The organism is Bradyrhizobium sp. USDA 336, from assembly GCF_044908355.1.
GTDB lineage: Bacteria > Pseudomonadota > Alphaproteobacteria > Rhizobiales > Xanthobacteraceae > Bradyrhizobium > Bradyrhizobium yuanmingense.
The window spans coordinates 50919-75542 of the sequence record NZ_JBIYDC010000002.1; the positions used below are offsets into that span (position 1 = coordinate 50919).

22 protein-coding genes and 2 pseudogenes are annotated in these 24624 nt (G+C 62.7%); 21 read left to right on the top strand and 3 right to left on the bottom strand.

Annotation, left to right across the window (positions count from 1 at the left end):
• The first annotated feature begins 48 nt into the window (after window positions 1-48).
• From ABIA45_RS00950 to ABIA45_RS00960, 3 genes are all read left to right on the top strand, one after another.
• Window positions 49-399: a hypothetical protein gene (locus ABIA45_RS00950; protein WP_128263209.1), complete on the top strand. Its 351-nt coding sequence runs from the start codon at window positions 49-51 to the stop codon at window positions 397-399.
• Window positions 389-2650 carry a N,N-dimethylformamidase beta subunit family domain-containing protein gene (locus tag ABIA45_RS00955; protein WP_404650892.1) on the top strand — a complete coding sequence of 754 codons (2262 nt, stop codon included), beginning with the start codon at window positions 389-391 and terminating at the stop codon, window positions 2648-2650. Before ABIA45_RS00950 ends, ABIA45_RS00955 begins: the two co-directional genes overlap by 11 nt.
• Window positions 2651-2730: 80 nt before the next feature.
• Complete coding sequence (locus ABIA45_RS00960; RefSeq protein WP_271544021.1) at window positions 2731-4407, top strand: N,N-dimethylformamidase beta subunit family domain-containing protein; 1677 nt, start codon at window positions 2731-2733, stop codon at window positions 4405-4407.
• 109 nt (window positions 4408-4516) lie between these two features.
• On the opposite strand, the pseudogene ABIA45_RS00965 reads toward ABIA45_RS00960, so the two are convergent.
• Window positions 4517-5221 (bottom strand): annotated as a pseudogene (locus ABIA45_RS00965) (GntR family transcriptional regulator); the annotation flags it as partial.
• 273 nt (window positions 5222-5494) lie between these two features.
• On the opposite strand from ABIA45_RS00965, the gene ABIA45_RS00970 reads away from it, so the two are divergent.
• Together ABIA45_RS00970 and ABIA45_RS00975 are read left to right on the top strand one after the other, a co-directional pair.
• Entirely contained in the window at window positions 5495-6721 is a 1227-nt protein-coding gene (locus ABIA45_RS00970; protein WP_128263212.1) for an aminotransferase class III-fold pyridoxal phosphate-dependent enzyme, read from the top strand.
• A 128-nt stretch (window positions 6722-6849) separates the two neighbouring features.
• Window positions 6850-7280: pseudogene (locus ABIA45_RS00975) on the top strand (type III glutamate--ammonia ligase); the annotation flags it as partial.
• A 264-nt stretch (window positions 7281-7544) separates the two neighbouring features.
• Here the strand turns inward: ABIA45_RS00975 and ABIA45_RS00980 are convergent.
• Complete coding sequence (locus ABIA45_RS00980; RefSeq protein ID WP_404650893.1) at window positions 7545-8399, bottom strand: L,D-transpeptidase family protein; 855 nt, start codon at window positions 8397-8399, stop codon at window positions 7545-7547.
• A 279-nt stretch (window positions 8400-8678) separates the two neighbouring features.
• Between ABIA45_RS00980 and ABIA45_RS00985 the strand changes: the two genes are divergently transcribed.
• On the top strand, window positions 8679-9023 hold the full coding sequence (locus ABIA45_RS00985) for a hypothetical protein (protein WP_404650894.1): 345 nt from the start codon (window positions 8679-8681) through the stop codon (window positions 9021-9023).
• Here ABIA45_RS00985 and ABIA45_RS00990 read toward each other — a convergent pair.
• Entirely contained in the window at window positions 8953-9813 is an 861-nt protein-coding gene (locus ABIA45_RS00990; RefSeq protein WP_057026658.1) for a helix-turn-helix domain-containing protein, read from the bottom strand. The two genes, ABIA45_RS00985 and ABIA45_RS00990, sit on opposite strands and share 71 nt — an antisense overlap.
• Before the next feature lie 211 nt (window positions 9814-10024).
• Here ABIA45_RS00990 and ABIA45_RS00995 point away from each other — a divergent pair, with 211 nt between their 5' ends.
• From ABIA45_RS00995 to ABIA45_RS01065, 15 genes are all read left to right on the top strand, one after another.
• Window positions 10025-11602: an ABC transporter substrate-binding protein gene (locus ABIA45_RS00995; protein WP_271544027.1), complete on the top strand. Its 1578-nt coding sequence runs from the start codon at window positions 10025-10027 to the stop codon at window positions 11600-11602.
• Entirely contained in the window at window positions 11599-12600 is a 1002-nt protein-coding gene (locus tag ABIA45_RS01000; RefSeq protein ID WP_271544029.1) for an ABC transporter permease, read from the top strand. The genes ABIA45_RS00995 and ABIA45_RS01000 overlap by 4 nt, the downstream gene beginning before the upstream one ends.
• Window positions 12600-13433, top strand: a complete 834-nt coding sequence (locus ABIA45_RS01005; protein WP_271544031.1) for an ABC transporter permease — start codon at window positions 12600-12602, stop codon at window positions 13431-13433. The genes ABIA45_RS01000 and ABIA45_RS01005 overlap by 1 nt, the downstream gene beginning before the upstream one ends.
• The gene (locus ABIA45_RS01010; protein ID WP_404650895.1) at window positions 13430-15118 is read left to right on the top strand and encodes a dipeptide ABC transporter ATP-binding protein; all 1689 of its coding nucleotides are present in this window, start codon (window positions 13430-13432) and stop codon (window positions 15116-15118) included. The genes ABIA45_RS01005 and ABIA45_RS01010 overlap by 4 nt, the downstream gene beginning before the upstream one ends.
• Window positions 15115-16410, top strand: coding sequence for an ArgE/DapE family deacylase (locus tag ABIA45_RS01015; protein ID WP_109142916.1), 1296 nt, complete (start codon window positions 15115-15117; stop codon window positions 16408-16410). Before ABIA45_RS01010 ends, ABIA45_RS01015 begins: the two co-directional genes overlap by 4 nt.
• Window positions 16411-16449: 39 nt before the next feature.
• Window positions 16450-17085 (top strand): pyridoxamine 5'-phosphate oxidase family protein, encoded by a 636-nt coding sequence (locus ABIA45_RS01020; protein ID WP_271544035.1) that lies wholly within the window; start codon window positions 16450-16452, stop codon window positions 17083-17085.
• 490 nt (window positions 17086-17575) lie between these two features.
• A complete protein-coding gene (locus ABIA45_RS01025; protein ID WP_404650896.1) occupies window positions 17576-18934 on the top strand; it encodes an ABC transporter substrate-binding protein in 1359 nt (452 codons plus the stop codon).
• A 123-nt stretch (window positions 18935-19057) separates the two neighbouring features.
• Complete coding sequence (locus tag ABIA45_RS01030; protein WP_404655596.1) at window positions 19058-19981, top strand: carbohydrate ABC transporter permease; 924 nt, start codon at window positions 19058-19060, stop codon at window positions 19979-19981.
• A complete protein-coding gene (locus tag ABIA45_RS01035; RefSeq protein WP_404650897.1) occupies window positions 19978-20940 on the top strand; it encodes a carbohydrate ABC transporter permease in 963 nt (320 codons plus the stop codon). The genes ABIA45_RS01030 and ABIA45_RS01035 overlap by 4 nt, the downstream gene beginning before the upstream one ends.
• The gene (locus tag ABIA45_RS01040; protein ID WP_157284013.1) at window positions 20937-21140 is read left to right on the top strand and encodes a hypothetical protein; all 204 of its coding nucleotides are present in this window, start codon (window positions 20937-20939) and stop codon (window positions 21138-21140) included. The genes ABIA45_RS01035 and ABIA45_RS01040 overlap by 4 nt, the downstream gene beginning before the upstream one ends.
• 10 nt (window positions 21141-21150) lie before the next feature.
• Window positions 21151-22248 carry an ABC transporter ATP-binding protein gene (locus ABIA45_RS01045; RefSeq protein WP_404650898.1) on the top strand — a complete coding sequence of 366 codons (1098 nt, stop codon included), beginning with the start codon at window positions 21151-21153 and terminating at the stop codon, window positions 22246-22248.
• On the top strand, window positions 22241-23263 hold the full coding sequence (locus ABIA45_RS01050) for an ABC transporter ATP-binding protein (protein ID WP_128263255.1): 1023 nt from the start codon (window positions 22241-22243) through the stop codon (window positions 23261-23263). The genes ABIA45_RS01045 and ABIA45_RS01050 overlap by 8 nt, the downstream gene beginning before the upstream one ends.
• A gap of 13 nt (window positions 23264-23276) precedes the next feature.
• Entirely contained in the window at window positions 23277-23900 is a 624-nt protein-coding gene (gene dhaL, locus ABIA45_RS01055; protein WP_271544042.1) for a dihydroxyacetone kinase subunit DhaL, read from the top strand.
• Window positions 23897-24289, top strand: a complete 393-nt coding sequence (gene dhaM, locus ABIA45_RS01060; RefSeq protein ID WP_036041954.1) for a dihydroxyacetone kinase phosphoryl donor subunit DhaM — start codon at window positions 23897-23899, stop codon at window positions 24287-24289. The genes dhaL and dhaM overlap by 4 nt, the downstream gene beginning before the upstream one ends.
• A gap of 31 nt (window positions 24290-24320) precedes the next feature.
• Window positions 24321-24623 carry an HPr family phosphocarrier protein gene (locus ABIA45_RS01065; protein WP_063710681.1) on the top strand — a complete coding sequence of 101 codons (303 nt, stop codon included), beginning with the start codon at window positions 24321-24323 and terminating at the stop codon, window positions 24621-24623.
• The last annotated feature ends 1 nt before the right edge of the window (window position 24624 follow it).

Consider the following 24624-nt stretch of genomic DNA (forward strand, 5'->3'; position numbering starts at 1 on the left):
GCCGCATTAGCGTCTCCCGCCATTTGCGCTTCTAAGTGAGGACCGAGCATGGATCACACCAGTGACCCCGGCGCGCTGCGCTACGTGATCGATCCCGGAAGGCTCGATCTCGTCAAGGAGTTCCGCGCAAGTCCGCTCGGAGCGCATAGCCCGGAACTCCGCAAGCTGTTGGCCCGGATGCGCTGGGGCAAGCCGGAAGGACGGCTTGTTCTGATCGTGCTCGAACCTGGCAAGGCCTGGCGGCTGTCGCGCATCCCCAAGCGTCGCGGCGATCCCATGCCTTTCGTCGATGATCGCGTCTTCACCTCCCTTGTTGAAGCGGAGTGGCATGTCTTCAAACTGCGTTGGCAGGAAATGACGGGAACGACGCTGCCTGCGGAGATTTCCGGTGATCTATAGGACCAACGAATATCTCGGCTATCCGGATCGCATCAGCGTCCCGGCAGGCGAGCCCGTCAGATTTCAGCTCAGCAGCAAGCGGCCGAGCGTGAAGGTCGAGGTGCTCAGGCTGCGCTGCGGCGATGTCGACAGCAACGGCCCTGGCTTCAAATATGAAGTGATAACGAGCCCCATTGACGGTGAGCATGCCTGCCTCGACCAGCCGATCCGGCCGGGATCCAACGTCGTCATTGACCACGACGGTGCACTGGTCCCGACCGGCGGGCACTGGTGTTTCGGGGCCTACGTGTATCCGACGCGGATCGCGGACAATGCCAAGGCCGTGATGGGAAATTGGTGCGAGCGCTCGGCGTGCGGCTACGCGCTCGAACTCGACGAGGAGGGGCATCTGGTGCTGGTGCTGGGCCAGGTGAGCGGTACGCCGGCGCGTTTTGCCCTCGACGTCAAGCTGCGCCCGCGCGTCTGGGCATTCGTATCGTGCGCGCTTGACCTTGCGGGGGGATCGGTCTCCTTATCGCTGATCGTTCCGGCAGATGGCGTTCGGCCAGTCGCTGCCTATTCGAAATCGTTTGCCCTGCCGCAAGCGCCCGCGCTCGATTCCGGCCTGCCGTTCCTGATCGCGGCCCATCATGCGAATGGCGATCGCCAATATACCTCGCACTTCGATGGCAAGATTGAAGCTCCGCGGGTCTTTTCGTGTCCATTGAGCGCAGAGGCGCTGCGGGTATTCGACGGCCGGTTGCGGACGGGAGCAAGCGATGCAGGGCTTGTCGCCTTCTGGGATTTCGCAAACGGCATCTCGTCACTGTCGATCAAGGATATTTCACCGAACGCCCTGCACGGCAGCCTCCACCAACTGCCCCGCAGGGGCGTGACCGGCTTTCAATGGTCTGGATCCGTTCACGACTGGCGGCTGTCGCCGCAGGAGTATGCGGCGATTCATTTCCACAGCGACGATATCTACGATTGCGAATGGCAGACAACCTGCACGCTCGATGTGCCAGCCCACTGGCGATCAGGCGTCTACGCGCTCCGGCTGACCTCGGGAGGTGACAATCCAGACCGGGACTGCGAAAGCTACGTCACCTTCTTCGTGACGCCCGGCAAGGCGTCCCGGCGGGCGGATCTGGTGGTGGTCGCTTCGATCGCGACATATCTGGCTTATGCCAACAGCGCGTTGCGTCTCTATCAGGTTCACTTCGAGACTTTGATGGAGCACGTTCTGTGGTTGCCGCAAGATGACGTCTTCATGCAGGAGAACCCGGAGATCGGCCAGTCGACCTATGATTGCCATGTCGACGGCTCGGGGCGGGCCTACAGCTCCTGGCTGCGGCCCATCCTCAACATGCGTCCGCGCGGCTATTGGTTCAATTTGATCAACGACACCCATATCCTTGACTGGCTCGAGGAGAAGGGGATCGCCTACGATCTGATCACGGATGTCGAGCTTGACCGGGAAGGAGCGCGGGCGCTCGCTCCTTACCGGGTCATGATGACGCCGACCCATCCCGAATATTTCAGCTTCAACATGATGAACGCGATCATGGCGTATCAGAACGCCGGCGGGCGGCACATCTCGATGGGAGGCAATGCATTCTACTGGCGCTGCGGCTTTCACCCGGCCGCGCCCGCCGCGCTGGAGGTTCGCCGCGGCATGGCCGGGACGCGCACCTGGGAATCGGAGCCCGGCGAAGTGCATCTAGCCGGCACCGGGGAGCCGGGATCGCTGTGGCGGCATTCGGGCTTTGCGCCGCAGAAGCTGGTCGGCGTCGGGTTCTCCGCCATGATCAACGATACCTGCGGCTACTATCTGCGCACGGCCGAAAGCGAGGATCCGCGTGTCGCGTTCATCTTCGAGGGCACAGGCCGTCACGAAAAATTCGGTGATTTTGGATTTCGCTACAATGGTGCCGTCGGCAGCGAGATCGATCGATACGATCTCGAACTCGGAACGCCGCCGCATGCGTTGCGGATCGCGACATCCGAAGGATTGGGCGCGGGCGCGCTGCCCACACCGGAGGAGTTTCGCACCGTGGTCGACGGTCTCGACGGCACGCAAAATGCGCTGGTGCGCGCCGACATGGTGTTCTTCGAGACCGCCCATGGCGGCGCCGTCTTTGCGACGGGATCGATCACCTACGGCATGTCGTTGGGTCACAACAACTATGACAACAACATCAGCACCATCACGTTGAACGTCGTGAATCGGTTTCTCGATCCGAGGCCGTTCGTCATGCCTGCCAAAACCTAGACTGCAGCCTCGATTTCGGCCCAACATGCAAAGCCGCCATCTCGCCGCCAGAGATGGCTTTTCGAACCAGGGAGGCTGTCATGTCGGACAAGCCTGAGTTTCATCCGCCTGAATTGGGATCCGTCAATGTCGCTCCCCGCAAGGCGCGCCCGATGCATGCGGACGAGCACTGGGCCAGCCAGCCCTGGTATGAGGTTCCGCGCGGCGATCCCTCTGTTGCGGAAGTCTACACCTATACCGATGCGATGTCTTACGACCCGGGAGACGAAGTTGTCTTTCGCTCCTCGGCAACAGCAAAGGTCTGGCGGTTGCAGATCTATCGCGACGGTCTCGAGCCCGAGATGGTGCATGAGATCGATGTGCTTGACGGCGTGTTCGCGGCTACGCCGTCCGATGCCTATCGCAATGGCTGCAACTGGCCGGTCGCTCACCGATGGACGCTGCCGCCGGATCTGCGCTCGGGCTTTTATCGTGTGGTCTCGTCGTGCGAGCGAGCGAATGGGGCCCGCTTCATCCAGCACCATTTCTTCGTCGTGCGGCCGACGGAGAAGACGCGGCGCGCGAAAATACTGATGATCCTGCCGACGGGCACCTGGACCGCCTACAATGATTTTGGCGGTGCCAATCATTATTTCGGCGTCGAAGGTCCTGACAGCGACGAGCCGTCGCCGGTGCTGTCGCTGCAGCGGCCATGGACGCGCGGCATGGTCTGGCTGCCGTCCGGCGCACCGCGCATCTGCGCTGATCCCGCGCCCGAGATGGGCGACGCGCCCCGCTACCCGATGAAGGAGTGGGCCTTCTCCAACGGCTTTGGCCAGTATTACGCGGCGGCGGGCTGGGCCCAGTACGACCGGCATTTCGTGCTCTGGGCGCAGAAGGAAGGCTACGCGCTCGACATGATCACCCAGACCGATCTTCACTACCGGCCCGAGTTGCTCGACGCCTACCCCTGCGTCACCATCATCGGCCATGACGAGTACTGGACATGGGAGATGCGCGAGGCGATCGAGCGCTATGTGGAGGGCGGCGGGCGCCTCGCGCGCTTCGGCGCGAATTTCCTGTGGCAGATCCGGCTCGAGGACGACGGCAAGCGCCAAGTTTGCTACAAGTTCAAAGCCATCCACAAGGATCCGATCGTCGGTACGGACCGCGCGCGCCTGATGACGTCTGCCTGGGAAGATCGCAACGTCCGTTGGCCGGGCGCCTCGACGGTCGGCGTGAACGGCGCGCACGGCCTCTACGCATCCTGGGGCGGATTTGCGCCGAACGGCCAAAGAGGCTTTACGGTCTATCGCCCGGAGCATTGGGCGTTTGCCGGCACGGGACTGCACTATGCCGACGTCTTCGGCGACAAGCAGCACATCTTCGCCTACGAGGTCGACGGGTTGGACTACACGTTCCGCAACGGTCTTCCTTTTCCGGTTCCGGTCGAAGGGCAGCCCGAGACCATCCAGATCCTGGCGATGGCGCCGGCCGTCCTGGCGGAAGACGAGCCGCAGGGTGAGGGCTTCCGCTACTACGTACGCAGCAGCGACCACGAAGGCCTGGTGGAGTGCATCACCGGCGAGGTCACGCCCGAGGGTCTGGCCCGCTACAAATACGGCTCCGGCATGATGGTGCACATGACCCGCGGCAAGGGCGAGGTGCTGACAGCCGCGACCTGCGAATGGGTGATGGGGCTGAAGCGCGGCGATCCGTTCACGCAGCGGATCACCCGCAACATCCTGGATCGCTTCACTGCGCCCCGTTCCGCGTGAGCAGCTTTCAACGACGCCTGGATTTCGCGCCTGCTGCCTTGGCAGCTGGCGCGGCGCGCGTCTTCGTCGCTTCAATCTCGACGTCGTCGTCGACGGCCGTCTCGGGAGTCATGAAGCGCGTACCGCCATGCTTTTCCAGTAGCCGGACGAGATTCTGGCCACCCTCCATCATGTCGGCCTGGATCGACTCGCGAACCTTGTCCGGCCGGCGCTGCCGCAGATTCTTGAGAACCGACAGATGTTGGTGTTCGTTGGGATAGGTCGGGGGGGCGTGCGGGTAATGGAAATTCAACAGGGGTCCGTTCCGCATCCAGATATCGTCGAGGATGGCGAGCACTTCGGGAAGCCCCGATCCATCATAGAGACCGCGGTGGAATTGCCAGTTGGCGCGAACGGCGTCGGACCATCTATGCTCCTTCTCCGCGCTGATCAGCTCGCGGTGAGTGGCCTCCATCCTGTCGATATCGGCTTCCGAGATGCGCGTGGTTGCGTGCTCGGCGGCAAGTCCCTCGAGAAACAGCCTGACGGTCCTGAGCTCGATATACTGCTTGGCCGTCATGTGGGCGACCATAATCGAGCGTCCCGCCTGCATCTCGAGCGCGCGGCCGCGCACGAGCTGCATCAGGGCTTCGCGAATGGGCGTCTCCGACACGTTCATGGTCGCAGCAAGGTCACGGATCTTGAAGCGATGGCCCGGCCAGAACCGGCCTTCCATCAGCGCCTGGCGCAGATTGTTGTAAACCAGGCTTGTCAGGCTGTCGCGAGCCACCGGGCCCACGCCTCCCTCGCCAGGTCTCTGTTCAACGTCAACCATTCTCGGTCCCCGAAAGGTCTGGGCCGTTTCGGCTATCCGCGCCGACACGGTTCGAATCCATTTCATATATAATATAGGAGATCGTTCTTGCGCGCCGACCGTCTGCGCTTCCTCTACGACAGAAACTTCAAGGTCCTCCCGAGACCCCAAATTCGTCAGCTCGGAGTCGGGCTCCGCCAGCCGAGGTTCGACGGACCGGGTCAGGCAAAGCAACAATCCCCTTGTAACCGAGAACATAATATATGATATATCAAAACTAGAGGAGAAGAAGGCATGCCGGAATTGATCAGGACAAGGGATGCTGCCCTGCGGGCGCGCGCCAAGAAGGTCGTGCCAGGCGGGATGTGGGGACATCTCCACGCGGCCAAGTTGCCCGAGACGTATCCGCAGTTCTTCAGCCGCGGCGAGGGCGGCGTGCTCTGGGATGTTGATGGTCACCGCTACGTGGACTTCATGTGCAGCTGGGGTCCCAACCTGCTCGGCCACCACCATCCCGAGGTGGAGGAAGCCGCCGAGCGTCAGCGGCGTGACGGCGACTGCCTCAATGGTCCGGGCGAAGTCATGGTTGAGTTGGCCGAGCTTGTCGTCGATATGGTGGGACATGCCGATTGGACGCAGTTTCAGAAGAACGGCACCGATGCGACGACGACGTGCGTCACGATCGCAAGGGCTGCAACGGGTCGCCGAAAGATCCTCGTCGCCAAGGGCGCTTATCATGGTGCCGTGCCGTGGTGCTCACCGTCGCTTCTCGGTGTGACCGCGGAGGATCGCGCCCATCTCGCATATTTCACATTCAACGACGTCGAGAGCCTCGACGCGGCGGCCAAGGCGGCGGGTGATGATCTTGCCGGGATTCTAATTTCGGCATTTCGCCACGATCTCGGGATCGACCAGGAACTTCCAACCGTAGAGTTCGCCCGTGCGGCGCGTCGCATCTGTGACAGCAAGGGCGCCGCGCTGCTCATCGACGAAGTTCGCGCCGGCTTCCGCCTGAATGCCGCGGGTAGCTGGGAAGGCCTTGGTGTCCGGCCCGACTTGTCCGCCTGGAGCAAGGCGATCGCCAATGGTTATGCCCTGGCGGCTGTGACCGGAGCCGATTGGCTGCGTCGTGCTGCGTCCCAGGTCTTTGTCACGGGGTCATTCTGGGCCGGCGCCGTCGCCATGGCTGCTGCCGTCGCGACATTGAAGATAGTACGCAGGGACGATGTTCCGACCCGCCTCGGGCAGCTCGGACAAACGCTGCGTGATGGCCTCGAGACGCGCTCCCATCAGTTCGGTCTTTCAATCCGTCAATCGGGGCCAGTGCAAATGCCGACGCTTTTGTTTGAAGGGGACCCGGACTATCGGAAAGGTTCGGCGTTTTGCAGCGCGATGCTTGCAAGAGGTGTCTACTTCCATCCCAAGCACAACATGTTCCTCTGCGCCGCCCATACCGAGGCCGACATCGCCGTTGCACTCGAGGCCGCGGAGCACGGCTTTGCAACTGTGGCGGCACTTTGAAGAGAATGATGGTGCGATGAATGCCCATGTTCGGTCGGATAAGCCCGTGGTGCGACCAGTAAATAATTGATTGTTCATTACCCGTCGCCGTCTCTTAATCAGCGGGTCGCTCGACGCGCAAGATTGCGAAGATCAACGCGCCGCGAACGGTCTCGGGCGCGACCTGGGCGCCGAACTCGGTCATCTACACCGGAAACAACCGAACCCACTTGATCCGAAATTCCCGAGCCCGTTTCGAGCTGCGGCTCGCCGACGGTGCTGCCAATCCCTACCTGCTGCAGGCCGCGGTTCTATCCGCCGGACTCGACGGCCTCAGCAACAAGCGAGATCCCGGAAAGCGGCTCGACATCAACATGTATACCGAGGGGCACACCGTGACCTCGGCCAAACGGCTTCCGATGAATCTGCTCGATGCCTTGCGAGCGCTCGAACATTCAAGCGTGCTGCGGGATCGTCTCGGGGAGTTCGTACCCGCCTATCTCAACTGAAGCATGAGGAGTGGAACGACTACGCACGCCATCTGACCCAATGGGAGCGCGACAGCACTCTGGACTGTTGAGTCGCAACAGGTGTTCAGCACTGGCGCGATGGGAAGCCGGCACCCGCCGTATCACACACGGACGATCTGGAGGACCAGGTACCAAACCATTTGCTCGTCAACGAACCATCATTGTCGGTCCAGGGGATCGGTGGCAATTGCGGCAGGTAGGATGCATATGGCATCACTTTCGCAAGCGTCACCCTGCCCGGGTACCGTGCGAGAAAAGCCTTGTTCATTCCGCCGTCGAATCCGCTGTAGATCGGGGCAACTGGCACGTTGTCTTCAAGCAATTGCGCGTACGCGCGCTCGTCGGCGCGCCGTTTTTTCCAGCGCCCTTCGCGCGATTTCCGGATTGACGACAAAGGGAGGGCATTTCTCGATCGGATTGAACACGAGAGGGTGCGGCGAATTCGGGGAAGGTTGCGCATCGAACACATAGCGGCGGTTACACACATCCACTTTGGGTTCGAGTTGTGTCGTCTCGAAATGATCGTTGCCGACCTTGAGCATTTGCCAGAAGGGCAGGTTGGGATTGTTTCGATGGCGCGCCAGATTCACCGGTGTCAGGCGGAACGGGTAGGCTTGGACCTGGAACGATGTTCGGCCGCCGCGGAATGAGTCACGCGCCAGCGAATAGATCTCGCTGATCTGTTCGTCCGTCATGGCATAGCAACCGCTCGACCAGCAGTCGCCGTGGATCATGAGGAAGCTGCCGTTTCGCTTGTTTGCCCTGTCGAAGCTGTTCGGATAGCCGAGGTTGATCGAGAGATAGAAATTGGAGTTGGGGTTCATCAACTCAGGCGTAACTGTATAAAACCCTTCCGGAGCCTGTCGGTCGCCCTCGTACAATTTCGGCCCGAGATCGCCCGACCACCGGCAGATCGGATAGGTCTTGAGGAGTTGGAAACGGCCGGCCGTGTCCTGCTTCCAGACTTCGAGCTCTGCCTCGTCCTTGAAGAGACGCACAAGGATAGGGGAATATTTCGGCATCTTCTTCTGTTCGAGCAGCGCGAGCAGCTCGGCCGGCAATTCCTGCGTCGCCTTGGCGGGCAGCGGCTTGCTGCTTTCGCCGAAGCATGTGGCAGGTGTCAAGGCAGCGGCAAAAGCCGCCGCCAGCACAATTGCGTGTCGGACCATGGCGCATATCACTGCTGTACCTCCAGCCCGCCGCGCGCCGCTATTTCTCAAATCCGACGAACATCGTAGCCTCCTCGACCGACTTCCGCTCCGACACCATCGCATTCGCCGGAAAAGCCTCATCATTCTGCCCCCGATGTCGCCGAACCACCGGACGCTGTTTCAGCGGTTCGACGCCGCGTCCGGCGAGCACGCGAAGGCGCAACACAAGTCGTTCGATTGCAATACTATGGATCAATCGGACGACATCGTCTACGGAGTGCACGACCTCGAGGCAATGTGCTCTCCGCAAGCCTCGCCCGTTCGGCAGGCTCAGCTGAACTCGACCGAGAGGTGATCGCGCTGGTGCACCGTACCTCGCCGGCACCTCCGGCAGGGCGCCAGGCGATCCATCACGGCGCCTGTACGCTTCAGCACGCGATGACACATCATGGTTCTGCTGCAAGATGGTCCCCGCTACCGGCGAACGCACACGCTGGCGCGACCACCATTACTACAAGATGGCTGTCTCAGCGCGGCTTTCATCTTGACGAACCGACGTCGTCGCTAGCGACTAGCGCAGCACGACTTCTTGATCTGTCCAGCGAAGATAATGCCGCGGTGCAGCGCCCAGCTCGCGCTTGAACATGGCGGCGAATGCGCTCGGGCTGTCATAGCCCACGTCCAGCGCTACGCATGTGACGGGTTCGCCTGCGCCCAGGCGTGCCAAAGCTTCCAGGAGCCGCACGCGTTGTCGCCACACTGAAAAGCTCTGACCGGTCTCGCGGCGGAACAGCCTCGTCAGCGTTCGCCGGCTGAGGCTGCATTTGTCTGCCCAGTCGTCGAGCGTGAGGTCCGAGGAGGGGTCGCCAAGCACTGCCTTACAGATCGCCGCAAGGCGGGGGTCCGGTGGCACCTGCACGTGAAGCGTCACCTCCGGCATGTGTGAGATCTCGGCGAGCAGGAGTTCGAGAAGCTTGCCGTCGCGTCCGTCCTGGTCGTAGGTCTGCGGCATCCGCACCGCCTCGTCCATCAGGGCTTCGACGAGCGAGGATGCGCGAATCAGGCGGCACGTCTCCGACGTTCCTCGTCGGCGATCAGGCGTGACATAGATCGTCTGGGCCTCGACTTCACCCCAGGCGCGCGACTGATGTACAACGCCGGCCGGAATCCATAAACCATGCCCGGGTGGAACCACGAAATGACCGCGCTCGGTCATCATCGCCGTGACGCCGGTGATCTGCAGGATGAACTGGTCGCGCCGATGCGCGTGCCGCGTGCTGGTGCTCTCGTTCGGATAAGTTGCGGTCATCGCGGCGACCGGCCGCGCGATCGTCTGAAGTTGTCCGGCATAGTTGGCGGCCGCTGCGGGGCCCTCCTGTTTGCTGCAGGTTCGCAATTCGCCAGTCACATCTCGCCGCGCTACGACTTTCACGTGTCGTGAACTCCCGATCCAAGTCCTTTTCTGCAAGGCTCTTATGCATCTTCCGGGCCAGATATGGCCCGATCGCGATGGTTCTTGTCCCCGATCAGGTAGCGCGGGACAGGGCGTTTGGCAACAATGCTCGCGCCGGTCAGATTCGTCAAAGCCGAATACGGCGTCTGGCAAGGTCCTTCTCACGCCGATATGCGACACGGAGAGCTCGATGAACAGACGCGAATTCACCCAGGCCATGCTGGCCGCCGGCGCCGCTATCCCCTTCGGCATCACGCGATCGGCCGGCCAGACCCGCGGTGGAACACTCAACACCATCATCCAGCCCGAGCCGCCGCTGCTGGTCACCGCCTTCAACCAGCAACAGCCGACGCTGACGCTCGGCGGCAAGATCTACGAGAGTCTTCTCAAATATAGCGCTGACCTCAAGCCGATGCCGGGCATGGCGCAGTCCTGGGAGATTTCGCCGGACGGGCTGACCTATACGTTCAAGCTGTTTCCCAACATCACCTTCCACGACGGCAAGCCGATGACGTCCGAGGACGTCGTGTTCAGCTGCATGAAGGTGTTGACGGAGACGCATCCGCGCGCGCGGCAGAATTTTGCGCGCGTCGCTTCGGCCGAGGCGCCCGATCCGCTCACCGTCGTGTTCAAGCTGAAGCAGCCCTTTGCGCCGTTCCTCGGCTGCTTTGACTGCACCTCGGCGCCGATCGTGCCAAAGCACATCTATGAAGGCACCGACTACCGCAAGAACCCGCTGAACGACAAGGCGATCGGCACCGGCCCATTCAAGCTGAAGGAATGGGTGCGCGGCTCGCATGTCCATCTGGTGCGCCATGAAGGATACTATCTGAAGGACCAGCCGTACCTGGATGAGATCATCTACCGCATCATCCCGGATTCGGCATCACGCGCGCTGGCGCTGGAGAACGGCACGGTGCAACTCGCGCAATGGACCGACGTCGAGTTCTTCGACGTGCAGCGATTCAAGGCGCAGAAGAACCTCGAAGTCACCACCAAGGGCTATGAGTATTTCGCGCCGCACCAGTGGCTCGAGATGAACAACCGTATCGCGCCGATGAACGACAAGCGCTTCCGGCAGGCGGTGATGCACCTGATCGACCGCGACGCGCTCGCCAAGCGGGTCTATTTCGGCAGCGCCAAGGTCGCGACCGGCCCGATCTCGTCCAAGACGAAATTCTACGACGGCAAGGTCAAGCGCTACGACTATTCGATCGACAAGGCCAAGGCGCTGCTCGATGAGATGGGGCTCAAGCCCGACACCAACGGCAAGCGCGCTGAGATCAAATACATCGTGCCGCCTTACGGCGAATCCTATCAGCGCGCCGGCGAGTTCTTCCGCCAGAGCTTTGCCCGCGTCGGCATCGATCTCGTTCTCGTCGGCACCGACATGGCCGGCTGGGCCGAGAAGGTCGGCAACTGGGACTATGAGATGACCCAAAACCTGCTCTACCAGCTCGGCGATCCCGCGCTCGGCGTCTCCCGCACTTACGTGTCGTCGAACATCAAGAAAGGCATCCTGTTCTCGAACACCGAAGGTTATTCCAACCCTGAGGTCGACAGGCTGTTCGACGAGGCCGCCGTCACGCTCGACGAGGCCAAGCGACTGGAGCTATATTCCAAGGTGCAGCAGATCCTGGTCGAGGACGTGCCGGTCGCCTGGACGCTGGAGCTCGAATATCCCATCATCTACGACAAGGCGTTCAAGAACATCGTGTCGACCGGCATCGGCTCGCACGAAACTTTCGGGTCGGTCTACAAATCGTGATCCGTCTCGGCAGCGCGGCGACGATCGGGCTGATGGCACTGAGCCGGATTGCCCAGCTCCTCGCCGTCATCCTCGTCATCGCCACTTTCAACTTCGTGCTGGTGCGGGCCGCCCCTGGCGATCCCGCCCAGGTCATGGCCGGCCAATCCGGCGCGTCCGATCCGAAGCTGCTGGAAGATCTGCGCAAGGAATATGGGCTCGACAAGCCCTACGCGGTGCAGCTGGCAAGCTATCTCGGCCGCGTCGTCAGGCTCGACCTCGGCTATTCCTACCGCCAGCGCCGCGCGGTGGTCGATCTCATCCTGGAACGGCTGCCGGCGACGCTGCTGTTGACGGTGACGGCCTTCTGCCTCGCGCTGCTGATCGGCACGACCCTCGGCGCGCTCGCGGGGCTGGCGGCGGGCAGCGTGCTCGATACGGTTTTCACCGTGCTGTCGCTGGTGCTTTATGCGACGCCGGTGTTCTGGCTGGGGCTGATGCTGGTGCTGGTCTTCTCCGTGACACTCGGCTGGCTGCCGCCGTTCGGTTACGAGACCATCAACGTGAAGCTCTCGCCGCTGGAGCATGTGCTCGACATCGCCAAGCACATGATCATGCCGGTGACCTCGCTGGCGGCTATCTATCTCGCGATCTATGCCCGGCTGATGCGGTCCTCGATCATCGAGGTCGCCCAGCAGGACTTCATCAAGACCGCGCGCGCCAAGGGCCTGTCCGGGCCCAGCATTGTGGTCGGCCACATGCTGCGCAACGCGCTGGTGCCCGTCGTCACCGTGGCCGGCATGCAGGCCGGCGCGCTGGTCGGCGGCGCCGTGGTCATCGAGACGGTGTTCGCCTGGCCGGGCCTCGGCCGGCTGACCTTCGATGCGCTGCTCCAGCGTGATTATCCCGTGCTGCTCGGCATTTTTCTCATTCTGTCAATCGTGGTCATCGTGCTCAATCTGCTGACCGATCTGATCTACAGGCTGATCGATCCCCGCATGACGACAGGAGCTGCGTGATGGATGCGGCTCGCGCCTTCCTGCGTCATCCTAGCGGCATGGTCGGCCTCGTCGTGCTGCTTGTCGTGGTCGTCATCGCGCTCATCGCGCCCATCGTCTTTCCGGTCTCGCCCTGGGAAATGGTCAGCGCGCCGTTCACGCCGCCCGGCGAGGACGGCCTGCTGCTCGGCGGCGACACGCTCGGCCGCGACGTTGCGGCCGGTGTTGCCTATGGTGCCCGCGTGTCGCTCGTCATCGGCATCGCCTCGGCCATGGCGGCTATGGTGATCGGCGTCACGATCGGCGCAATCTCCGGCTATTTCGGCAGCAAGGTCGATCTCGTGCTGATGCGGGTGACCGAGCTGTTTCAGACCATCCCCGCTTTCGTGCTCGCGATCCTCTTGGTCGCGACCTTCAACCCGTCGCTGCTGACGATCATCCTGACCATCGGCGCCGTGAGCTGGCCGCCGCTGGCGCGGCTCACCCGCGCCGAGTTCCTGCGCCTGCGCAATCGTGAGTTCGTCGAAGCCGCGCTGTGCCAGGGCGAGAGCACCTTGCAGATCGTGCTCGGCCATATCCTGCCCAATGCGATCTCGCCGATCCTGGTCGTGACCTCCCTGACGGTCGCCACCGCCATCCTACTCGAAAGCGCGTTGTCCTTCATGGGCCTTGGCGATCCCAATCTGATGTCCTGGGGTTTCATGATCGGAGCCGGCCGCACCGTCATCCGTAATGCCTGGTGGATGAGCGTGTTTCCGGGGCTCGCGATCCTCATCACGGTGCTTGCCATCAACCTGTTCGGCGAAGGTCTCTCCGATGTGCTCAATCCGCGTGTATCGAGGCGCCGGTCATGAGCGAGGCCGTGCAAGCCATGGCACCCGTTCTGTCGGTCGAGGGGCTCTCGATCGCGCTGCCCGAAGGCGGCGATCGCCCGTTCGCGGTCGAGAACGTCTCCTTCGAGGTCAAGCCCAACGAGGTCGTCTGTCTCGTCGGCGAGTCCGGCTCGGGCAAGTCGATGATCGCCCATGCGGTGCTGTCGCTGCTGCCGAAGAGCGTCAATATTGCCGCGGGCGCCGTGACTGTCGCAGGACAAGATCCGGCAAAGCTCGACCGGCAGGCGCTGCGCCGCCTGCGCGGGGGCGAAGCCGCGATGATCTTTCAGGAGCCGTTGTCCTCGCTGAACCCGCTCAAGCGGGTTGGCAGGCAGATCGAGGAGATGATCCTCACCCATCAGAAGCCGATGCCGTCGACAATCGAGGTGCACGAACGCGTGCAGCAGCTCCTGACGCAGGTCGGCCTGCCAAATCCAAAGCTGCTTGAGAAGAGCTATCCGTTCGAACTGTCCGGCGGCCAGCGCCAGCGCGTCATGATCGCGATGGCGATGGCCAACCGTCCGGCGCTCCTGGTCGCTGACGAGCCGACCACAGCGCTCGACGTCACCACCCAGCGTCAGATCCTGCGCCTGATCGACGATCTCCGACGCGACCGCGGCATGGGCGTGCTGTTGATCACCCATGATTTTGGCGTCGTTGCCGATGTCGCCGACCGCGTCGTGGTGCTTCGTCACGGCAAGGTGGTGGAGCAGGGGACGGTCGAGGAAGTCCTGCGCAGTCCTAAGGCTGACTACACCCGCGAGTTGATCGATGCCGTGCCGAAGGCGCGGCTCGACGAGATCCGCCGCACCGCGGTCCATCCTACACCGCTGCTCGAAGTCATCGGTCTTGAGAAGACATTCCGGGTCAAGCGCGGCCTGTTGCAGCCGCCGCGCGAGGTCGTCGCGGCCGACGGCATCTCGCTGACCTTGTACGAGGGCGAGACGCTCGCCGTCGTCGGCGAATCCGGGTCCGGCAAGTCGACGCTCGGGCGCATGATCATGCGTCTGACCGAGCCGGATGGCGGTGTCATCCGCTTCAACGGCCAGGATCTGCGCCAGCTCCGCGGCGAGGCGCTCCGCCAGGCGCGAAAACAGCTCCAGATCGTGTTCCAGGATCCGTTTGCGAGCCTCGATCCGCGCCAGAAGGTCGGCGATGCCATTGCGCGCGGACCGATGGCCTTTGGCACGTCGCGCACGGAAGCGATGGAGCAGGCGAGGAAGCTGCTGGTGCGAGTTGGCCTCAACGCCGTCGCCGCCGATCGTTACCCCCACGAATTCTCTGGGGGCCAGCGCCAGCGCATCTGTATTGCGCGCGCACTGGCACTCAAGCCGCGCGTGCTCATCGCCGACGAAGCCGTGTCGGCGCTTGACGTTTCCGTCCAGGCTCAGGTGCTGGCGCTGCTTGCCGAGCTCCGTCAGGAGATGAAGCTCGCCATGATCTTCATCACCCACGACCTGCGGATCGCCGCCGAGATCGCCGACCGCGTCATCGTGCTCCAGAAGGGGCGCATCGTTGAAGAGGGCGCGACCGCGGACGTTTTCACGGCCCCTCAAGCCGCCTACACACGCGACCTGCTCGATGCGATCCCGGGCCGCGATTTCTTTGACCAGCCGGGCTTTGCCAGCGTGACCGGCACACTAGCGACAGCAAGGATGAATTCATGACCGACAGCCGTCCCCTTCCAGCCGGCGCGCGCGAGCGCATCGAGGCCGCTGTGGATGCCGCCTTCGACGAGCAGATCGACACCACGATCGCGTTCACGGCGATCCCGAGCACGCGCGCGGCGGAGGCGCCCTGTCAGGACATGTTCGCAAAGCTGTTGCGCGATCGCGGCTACGAGGTCGATGACTGGGTCATCAACCAGGACGATCTGAAGGCGCTGCCGGGCTACGGTCCGGTCGAGACCGATTTCTCGCGTGCCCGCTCCGTCGTCGGCACCTTCCGGCCGGCCAGGGAAGAGGGCCGCTCACTGATCCTTCAGGGCCATTGCGACGTCGTGCCGGCAGGTCCGCTCGACATGTGGGAGCGGCCACCGTTTCAGCCGGTGGTCGAGAACGGTTGGCTCTATGGTCGCGGCGCCGGCGACATGAAGTCCGGTACCATCTCGGCGCTCTACGCGCTCGATGCGATCAAGGCCGCGGGCTACAGGCCCAAGGGCCGCATCCACCTGCAATCGGTGATCGAGGAGGAGAGCACCGGTCTCGGCGCGCTCTCCACACTTCAGCGCGGCTATCGTGCAGATGTCTGCATCCTGCCCGAACCGACCGACGAGAAGCTGATGCGTGCCCAGGTCGGCGTGATCTGGTTCCGCCTGAAAGTGCGCGGGATACCAGTCCATGTCGCACGAGCCGGCACCGGCTCAAATGCGATCAAGGCTGCAATCCACCTGATCCAGAAGCTCGAAGGTCTCGAGGCCGAATGGAACGAGCGCGCCAAGACGCACCCCTCGTTCAAATCGGTCGAGCATCCGCTCAACTTCAATCCTGGAATCATCAAGGGCGGTGACTGGGCCTCCAGCGTGCCCGCCTGGTGCGATGTCGATTGCCGCATTGGTGTGCTGCCCGGCTGGAAGATCGCCGACGCCCAGGCCGAGATCGTGGATTTCGTCGCCAAGGCGGCGCGCTCGCATCCATTCCTCGCCAACAATCCGCCGGAGATCGTCTGGTCCGGCTTCCTGTCGCCGGGCTACGAGGCGACGGAGATTCAGGAAAGCGAGGCGGTTCTCGCTCCGGTCTACGAGCATGTGTTCGGCCGCAAGCTGACCAGCTTCTCATCAACCGCACTGACCGATGCGCGCTTCTATGGTCTCGATTTCGGCGTGCCTGCGTTTTGCTTCGGCGCCACAATGGAAGGCGCGCACGGCTTCAACGAGCGCGTCGATCTCGCCTCGGTCAAGCGCGTCACCAAGGCGCTTGCGCTGTTCACCGCGAGCTGGTGCGGCATCGAGGCCAATTAGCCGAAAGAAGAAACTCACCGCAAAGAGGGAGGTTCGCGAATGGACAGCCAGGGTGCAGGCGGCAAGCCGCCGGTCAAGACGCTAGAGGATCTGCGCGCGCATTTCGGGCAGCTCAGCCCGCTCGCCGAGAAGAAGGTCCTCAGCCATCTCGACAGGTTCTGTCGCGACTTCATCGCGCTCTCCCCGTTCCTCGTCCTTGCCACCAGCGACGGCAACGGTCATGCCGACGCAAGCCCGCGCGGCGATGCGCCGGGCTTCGTCGCCGTGCTCGACGACAAGACGCTGCTGATCCCGGACCGGCGCGGCAACAACCGCGTCGACACCTTCGGCAATATCATCGCTTCCCCCGGCATCGGCCTGATCTTCCTGGTGCCGGGGATCAACGAGACCCTGCGCGTCAATGGCCGCGCCGAGATCTCGCAGGATGCCGAGCTGTTGACGCCGCTCGCGGTGCAGAACGTGGTCCCAATCATCGGGCTGAAGATCCATGTCGAGGAAACCTATTTTCATTGTGGCAAGGCGCTGATGCGCTCGAAGCTCTGGAATCCGGCTGCTCAGGTCGAGCGCAACAGTTTCCCGACGCTCGGCCGGATCATCGCCGAGCAGACTGTCGCCATCGCGGTCGAAGAGGCCGAGAAGACGATGGAAGAAGGATACCGTACGAGGCTCTACTAGTCCGAACGGAGCGGCATCGTCAGCTTTCGGACGATTAGGCGGCTCCTCGCGCCCGCTTCATTGAACATTCAGTAAAGTAGTTTGCTAAACACGCGGCTATGGCCGACCTTCCTGCTCTCCTGTTGTTCGGGTGGGCTGGATTCTCCTGCCGGGCGACATCGGCGATCGCATTCGGCAAGATCTTCCGGCATTTTCGCTGCGACTGCGAACATCCCGCTTGCGCGCCAGCGCCGCGGGTCTTTCGCCGGACTCGCGACAAACGAGGCTTGACGATCTCCGAAATTTAGTAATACGTTTAGTGTTACAAAAAACTAAACATCACGCATCGGGCCGATGTGTGGGAGGAGCCCAAGCCATTCCGGAGCCATCTCCGGAAGCGGCCCGTCTCGTCCTTCACTCATCGTTCCTCAAACTCGGTTTCAGGGTCTTGGCGTCGTTCCGGCAGGACGCGCCAAGCGGGTCAGATGCTTCAACGAGAGAGGAAACGGATATGCGGACATTCAATTGGTTGAGAGGCTCGGCGGCCACCACGGTTCTTGGGGTGGCCCTGCTGGGGGGATTTGGCGGAGGCGAAGCTGCGGCCCAAGGTAAGCAGCTCACGCTGTGCTGGGCGGCATGGGATCCAGCCAACGCGCTGGTCGAGCTCGGCAAGGACTTCACCAAGCAATCCGGCATCGAGATGAAATACGAGTTCGTCCCGTGGACGAGCTATGCCGATCGCTTCCTCAATGAGCTCAACTCCCACGGCAAGCTCTGCGACCTGATTATCGGCGACAGTCAGTGGATCGGCGGCGCGGCCGAGAACAAGTGGTACGTGAAGCTCAACGATTTCTTCGACAAGGAGAAGATATCGATGGACGACTTCGTCCCGGCGACGGTCGTCGGCTATTCGCAGTGGCCGAAGAACTCGCCGAACTATTGGGCGCTGCCGGCCATGGCGGATGCGGTCGGCTGGACCTATCGCAAGGACTGGTTCTCGCGCCCGGATATCCAATCGGCGTTCAAGGCGAAGTACGGCCGCGATCTGGCGCCGCCGAGGACCTATGACGAGTTGAAGCAGATCGCGCAGTTCTTCCAGGGCCGCGAGATCGACGGCAAGAAGGTCTATGGCGCCTACATCTTCACCGAGCGCGGCTCCGAAGGCATCACCATGGGCGTGACCAACGTGCTCTACAATTACGGCTTCAGCTACGACAATCCCAAGAAGCCGTACCAGATGCAGGGCGTCGTCAATTCGGCCGACGCCGGCAAGGGGCTCGAGTTCTACAAGGAGCTCTATAAGTGCTGCACGGCGCCGGGCATGACCAACGCCTACATGCAGGAGGGGCTCGACGCCTTCAAGTCCGGTCAGGTGGCGATGCAGATGAACTGGTTCGCCTTCTTTCCCGGCCTCTACAAGGATCCGAATGTCGGCGGCGACAGAATAGGCTTCTTCGTCAACCCGTCCGGGCCGAACGGACACTTCACCCAGCTTGGCGGGCAGGGGATCTCGGTGGTCGCGACCTCCGACCGCAAGGACGACGCGCTCGCCTACATCAAATGGTTCGCGCAGCCCGCCGTGCAGCAGAAGTGGTGGCAGCTGGGTGGCTACTCGGCGCTGAAGGCCGTAGTCGACGCACCAAACTTCCCGAAAAGCGCGGCGTTCGCGCCTCAATTCCTGGAGTCGATGGGCATCGTCAAGGACTTCTGGGCCGAGCCATCCTACGCCCAGTTGCTGCTCGACATGCAGAAGCGTGTGCATGACTACGTCGTCGCCGACAAGGGCACGGCGCAGCAGGCGCTCGATCTCCTCGTCAAGGACTGGACCAAGGTCTTCAAGGAGCAGGGCAAGCAGGTCGCCTCGCAATAGGCCGTAGGCCTCGCGTCGACGAAACGGTACCCCGGGGCGTGTGCGCCTCGGGGAACCCGAGCCAGCCAGCCGATGGACAAGATGACCACGATCCTTCAACCTGACGATGCTACGTTTCCCGGCATGAGCGAGCCCGCCAAAACCCGCACCGGGCGACCTGTCCGCGGACTGTCGGACCGAACAATCGCATGGCTGTTCGTGGCGCCGACGATCGCGCTGTTGCTGGCGATCAACATCTTTCCGCTGCTGTGGATGATCCGGCTGTCCTTCACCAGCCTCAATCTCAGCATGTCCTATCTGCCGCTGCGCTTCGTCGGCCTCGACAATTTCACTGACATCTTGACCGACGAGGACGTCTGGTTCCGGCTCCAGACCACGGCGCAATTCGTGATCTGGTCGGTGGCACTGCAGGTGATCATCGGCTATGGCCTGGCGCTGTTGATCAACCGCCAGTTTCGCGGTCACAGCTTCTGGACCACGATCATCCTGCTGCCGATGATGCTGTCGCCGGCGGTGGTCGGCAACTTCTGGACGCTGCTGTTGCAGCCGCAGATCGGGCCATTCAACTACGTGATCAGCCTGTTCACCGGCGTGCCGCCGAGCTCGTTCAGCATGACCGGGCAGGTCTCGCTCGCGCCCTGGACCATCGTGCTGGTCGACACCTGGATGTGGGCGCCCTACGTCATGCTGATCTGCCTCGCCGGGCTTCGCTCCATACCCGACTACATCTACGAGGCGGCCGAAGTCGACCGCGCCTCGGCCTGGCGGCAATTCTGGTCGATCACGCTGCCGATGACCTTTCCATTCCTGATGCTCGCCGTGCTGTTCCGCGCGATCGAGAACTTCAAGATGTTCGACATGGTCAATCTGTTGACGTCCGGAGGCCCGGGCTCGACCACCGAGCTGGTGTCGATCACGCTGAAGCGCGCCGCGTTCGAGAAATGGCGTACCGGCTATTCCAGTGCACTCGCCATCATCCTGTTCGTGACCGTGTTCGGTGCGGCCAACATCTACGTCAAAGCCCTCAACAAGGTGAAGCAACGATGACCGCCGCCCTCACCAAGTCCACCGCGCACTCCATTGTCGAAGCGTCGCCGCGCGCAAAGATGGTGGCGGGTGGCCTCGTCATCCTCTACGCCGTGATCACGATCCTGCCGCTGGTCTGGATCGTCGCCACCGCCTTCAAATCGCAGAGCGACGCGATCGCATATCCGCCCAAGGTGATCTTCGAGCCGACTCTCGAAGGCTTTGTGAACCTGTTCACTGTGCGCACCCGGCAGACGCCTGACTTCATCGCCGAGCTGCCGCCGCCGGAGACGTGGTACGACAAGCTCGTGCGCCAGCGCGACATGGTCATTGCCGGACCGTCGAAGGTCGTGCCGCGTTTCGTCAACTCGCTGATCATCGGGTTCGGCTCGACCTTCCTGGCCGTCTTTCTCGGCACGCTCGCGGCCTACGCTTTCTCGCGCTTCCGCATTCCCCTGGCTAACGACCTTCTGTTCTTCATTCTCTCGACGCGCATGATGCCGCCCGTTGCGGTCGCAATCCCCATCTATCTGATGTACCGGCAGCTCAATCTGACCGACACCAGGCTCGGAATGATCCTGCTCTACACTGCCGTGAACGTCTCGCTCGCGGTCTGGCTGCTCAAGGGGTTCATCGACGAGATCCCGCGCGAATACGAGGAGGCCGCTCTTGTTGACGGCTACACGCGGCTGCAGGCGCTGCGCAAGGTTGTGTTGCCGCAAGCCGTCACTGGTATCGCGGCCACCGCGATCTTCTGCCTGATCTTCTCCTGGAACGAATATGCCTTCGCGGTTCTCCTGACCAGCGGCGAGGCGCAGACCATGCCGCCCTTCATCCCCTTCATCATCGGGGAGGGCGGGCAGGATTGGCCGGCCGTTGCCGCGGCCACCACCCTGTTCGTCGTGCCGATCGTCCTGTTCACCGTGTTGTTGCGCAAGCACCTGCTGCGCGGCATCACCTTCGGAGCTGTGCGCAAATGAGCGGTTCTGCTGCAATCGCCAAAGGCGTGGTCTCTCGCTGGTTCCGACGCGGACCCTGGGAGACGGCTGCCATGACCCTGATCGGGGGAGGCATCGTCATGCTGGTGCAACCCTGGTCGATCGATCTCTACAGCTATTCCTTCGTGACGATCCTCGCCGGTACGCTCGGCTACGTCGTCGTGAGCCATTTTCCGGAATAGGGCGGCAGACATGGCACAGATCCGCGTCGAAAACCTGCGCAAGTCGTTCGATCAGTTTGCGGCCGTACAAGGCTCCAACTTCACGATCGACGATGGCGCTTTCTTTGCGATGCTCGGCCCCTCCGGCTGCGGCAAGACCACCACCTTGCGCATGATTGCGGGCCTGGAGCTGCCGACCGAGGGCAAGATCCTGCTCGACAATGAGGACGTGACCTTCCAGCGCGCATCCGCGCGCGATATCGCCTTCGTGTTTCAGCTTTTCGCGCTGTATCCGCACATGAACGTCGCCGAGAATATCGGCTTTCCGCTCAAGTGCCAGGGCATGGCCCGGCGCGATATTCACCAGCGGGTGCAGGAGACAGCCAAACTGCTGCGAATCGAGCATCTGCTGTCGAGCAAGACGTCGAAGCTGTCTGGCGGCGATCGGCAGCGCGTTGCGCTGGGGCGCGCCATGGTGCGGCGGCCAAAGGCCTTTCTGATGGACGAGCCGCTGGGCGCGCTCGATTCCGAGTTTCGTCATCTGATGTGCAGCGAACTCCGCGACCTGCACGATCGCATCGGGGCGACCACCGTCTACGTGACGCATGACCAGCTCGAGGCGATGTCGATGGCGGATCGGATCGCCGTCATGAACCAGGGACGCGTTGAGCAGATCGGCCTGCCGCAGGAGATCTATGATCGGCCCGCGAGCATGTTCGTGGCCGATTTCATCGGCTCGCCGCCCATGAATTTTCTGCGCTTCGAGGCAGGTCTGCGCTCCGGCGATCGGACGATCAGCTTCCATGACACGAGCATCGCGGTGCCGGAGATCCGAGAGGATCGCGCCAGCGCCGGTATGGCACTCGGCGTTCGTCCGGAGCATATCCGCTTCGCCGACGCGGCACCCGTCCGCGGCGAGGTGTTTGGCGCCGAGTATCTTGGGACAACCCAGATTGTCACCGTCGACACCGCACATGGACGCATTGCGGCGCGGTTGCCTTCCAGCACGCCCGTGCGGATCGGCGAGCGGGTCGGCCTTGAATTCCGTTCGGAACGACTCGCGTTGTTCGACGTCGTCAGCGGCCTTGCGATACGAACTGCCACCTCGGGGAGCGTAGACCATGGCTGACGTCGCCCTACGCAACATCAGCAAGCGCTTCGGCGCGGTGGCGGCCGTGCGCGAGCTCTCGCTCTCGGTGAACGACGGAGAATTCATGGTGCTGCTCGGACCGAGCGGTGCCGGCAAGACCACGACCTTGCGGTTGATCACCGGGCTCGAGACTCCCGATTCCGGCTCGGTCATGATCGACGGACGCGACGTGACGCTGGCTCCTCCGGGAGCGCGCGATATTGCCTTCGTCTTCCAGCAATATTCGCTCTATCCGCATCTCACCGTCTATGACAACCTTGCGTTTCCGTTGCGCTCGCCCGCGCGACGGGTATCGGAGCCCATCATCAAGAAGCGGGTCGAGCAGACGGCGGAGTTGCTGCACATCGCAAGCAAGCTGAACAATCGCGCAACCCGACTTTCGGGCGGCGAGATGCAGCGGGTGGCAATCGGTCGTGCGCTGGTCCGCGATCCCTCGATCTATCTGATGGACGAGCCGCTGTCGTCGCTGGACGCCAAGCTCCGTGCCGAGCTGCGGCTGGAGCTCAAGCGGATCCAGCTCGAGCTTGGTGCGACCATCCTCTACGTGACCCACGATCAGGTCGAGGCCATGACGATGGCGTCCCGGATCGGCGTGATCAAGGACGGCGAGCTGCTCCAGCTCGGCACGCCCCGGGAAATCTACGAGAGACCGTCGTCGAGCTATGTCGCCTCGCGCCTCGGCACGCCCCAGATCAATTTCCTCCCCGCCCGGCTGTTGTCGGACGTGCCGCTGCCGCCGGGAACGGAGACAGTCGGTATTCGCACCGAGCACCTTCGCCTCGCGGCGCGCAATGGCGGGCCGATGGTCGGCCGCGTGCACCGGGTCGAGCACCTCGGCGAGCAGAATCACGTTCACTTGGACTATAAGGGAGAGATGCTGGTCACGCTTGCGGATCCGCATCAACCGCTGCATGCCGGTCAGGAGGTCGAGCTGGATCTGGTGCAACCGCTCTGCTTCGACGGCGCCGGGCAGCGCCTCCCGGCGGTTCATTAGAGGATCAAACGCGATGTCGCTGCAACCCGAGACGTTCAAATCGCTGGTCAAGCTGGCCGCAGAGCGGGTCATTGCCAGCGCGCCGGAGCTCACGAGCCTGGACCAGGCGATCGGCGACGGCGACCACGGATTCAACATGAAGCGCGGGTTCGAAGCCGTGCTCGGCAAGCTCGATGCGATCTCCGAACAGCCGTTCGACGAGGCTTTGAAGACGATCGGCAAGACGCTCGTGATGACGGTCGGCGGTGCTTCCGGCCCGCTTTACGGCAGCTTCTTCCTGGCCGCAGGCGAGGCCCTCTCGCACGACAAGCATCTGCCTGAGGACATCGCTGATGTCTTCGGCAGCGGTGTGAACGCCGTCAGCGCCCGCGGCCGTTCGCACGCCGGTGAAAAGACCATGCTCGACGTGCTCGTTCCCGTGCTGGAGACGCTGAAGAATGCAGCCGGCCAACCGGACCTGATCGCGCGGGTCAGCACAACGGCCGCAGAGGCGGTCGAGCGGACCGCGCCGATGCGGGCCACCAAGGGGCGGGCGTCGTTTCTCGGGCCGCGCAGCGTCGGTCATATCGACCCCGGCGCGCGCTCGAGCTGTATTCTCGTGCAGGCGGTATGCGCGAGCCTGGAGGGAAAGCAATGACTGATGCCGTGGGGATCGTGATCGTCTCGCATTCGAAGGATATCGCCAAAGGCACCGCCGACATGGTGCGGCAGATGGTCGGCAGCGAGGTCAAGGTGGCCTTCTGCGGCGGCAATCCCGATGGCGGGCTCGGCACCAGTGTGTCGCTGATTGTCGACGCCATCAACGATGCCTGGTCGGCCAAAGGCGTCGCGATCCTCGTCGATCTCGGCGGTGCCGAAACAAACAGCGAGATGGCGGTCGAAATGCTGGAGCCGGCACGCCGCGATCTCGTTGTCGTATGCAACGCGCCGATCGTCGAGGGCGCCGTGATGGCGGCGACCGAGGCGGCGGGCGGCAGCTCGCTGGCCCAGGTCAAGGCCGTGGCCGAGGAACTCTCTGCCGACTGATGCGTCGGCGAAACGATGATGGAATAAGACGATGTTGGATAAAGCGGACGGCCAGATTTTCACCGAGAATGTGCGGCTGGTGCACGCGGTGGGCATGCATGCACGCCCGGCGGTCAAGCTGACCAAGCTGGCCAAGAAGTTCCAGGCCCAGATTTCCGTCCGGGTCGCGGGCGCGACCGAGTGGATCAATGCCAAGAGCGTGGCCAAGATCATGGCCATGCGCGCGGCTCACGGCAGCACGATCGAGATCAAGGCGTCGGGCAGCGACGCACAGGCTGCCGTCGCCGCCTTGGTCAACCTGATCGCAACCGACTTTCCGGACGAGGCGTCATAGC

Bases quoted from the DNA above. Each gene is read 5' to 3' on its own strand.
- ABIA45_RS01040 (WP_157284013.1), top strand. From the start codon at position 20,937: ATGAGCGGTTCTGCTGCAATCGCCAAAGGCGTGGTCTCTCGCTGGTTC.
- ABIA45_RS00950 (WP_128263209.1), top strand. From the start codon at position 49: ATGGATCACACCAGTGACCCCGGCGCGCTGCGCTACGTGATCGATCCC.
- ABIA45_RS01005 (WP_271544031.1), top strand. From the start codon at position 12,600: ATGGATGCGGCTCGCGCCTTCCTGCGTCATCCTAGCGGCATGGTCGGC.
- dhaM (WP_036041954.1), top strand. From the start codon at position 23,897: ATGACTGATGCCGTGGGGATCGTGATCGTCTCGCATTCGAAGGATATC.
- ABIA45_RS01025 (WP_404650896.1), top strand. From the start codon at position 17,576: ATGCGGACATTCAATTGGTTGAGAGGCTCGGCGGCCACCACGGTTCTT.
- ABIA45_RS01050 (WP_128263255.1), top strand. From the start codon at position 22,241: ATGGCTGACGTCGCCCTACGCAACATCAGCAAGCGCTTCGGCGCGGTG.
- dhaL (WP_271544042.1), top strand. From the start codon at position 23,277: ATGTCGCTGCAACCCGAGACGTTCAAATCGCTGGTCAAGCTGGCCGCA.
- ABIA45_RS01030 (WP_404655596.1), top strand. From the start codon at position 19,058: ATGAGCGAGCCCGCCAAAACCCGCACCGGGCGACCTGTCCGCGGACTG.
- ABIA45_RS00970 (WP_128263212.1), top strand. From the start codon at position 5,495: ATGCCGGAATTGATCAGGACAAGGGATGCTGCCCTGCGGGCGCGCGCC.
- ABIA45_RS01010 (WP_404650895.1), top strand. From the start codon at position 13,430: ATGAGCGAGGCCGTGCAAGCCATGGCACCCGTTCTGTCGGTCGAGGGG.
- ABIA45_RS01035 (WP_404650897.1), top strand. From the start codon at position 19,978: ATGACCGCCGCCCTCACCAAGTCCACCGCGCACTCCATTGTCGAAGCG.
- ABIA45_RS01015 (WP_109142916.1), top strand. From the start codon at position 15,115: ATGACCGACAGCCGTCCCCTTCCAGCCGGCGCGCGCGAGCGCATCGAG.
- ABIA45_RS01065 (WP_063710681.1), top strand. From the start codon at position 24,321: ATGTTGGATAAAGCGGACGGCCAGATTTTCACCGAGAATGTGCGGCTG.
- ABIA45_RS01045 (WP_404650898.1), top strand. From the start codon at position 21,151: ATGGCACAGATCCGCGTCGAAAACCTGCGCAAGTCGTTCGATCAGTTT.
- ABIA45_RS00995 (WP_271544027.1), top strand. From the start codon at position 10,025: ATGAACAGACGCGAATTCACCCAGGCCATGCTGGCCGCCGGCGCCGCT.
- ABIA45_RS00960 (WP_271544021.1), top strand. From the start codon at position 2,731: ATGTCGGACAAGCCTGAGTTTCATCCGCCTGAATTGGGATCCGTCAAT.
- ABIA45_RS00980 (WP_404650893.1), bottom strand. From the start codon at position 8,399: ATGGTCCGACACGCAATTGTGCTGGCGGCGGCTTTTGCCGCTGCCTTG.
- ABIA45_RS01020 (WP_271544035.1), top strand. From the start codon at position 16,450: ATGGACAGCCAGGGTGCAGGCGGCAAGCCGCCGGTCAAGACGCTAGAG.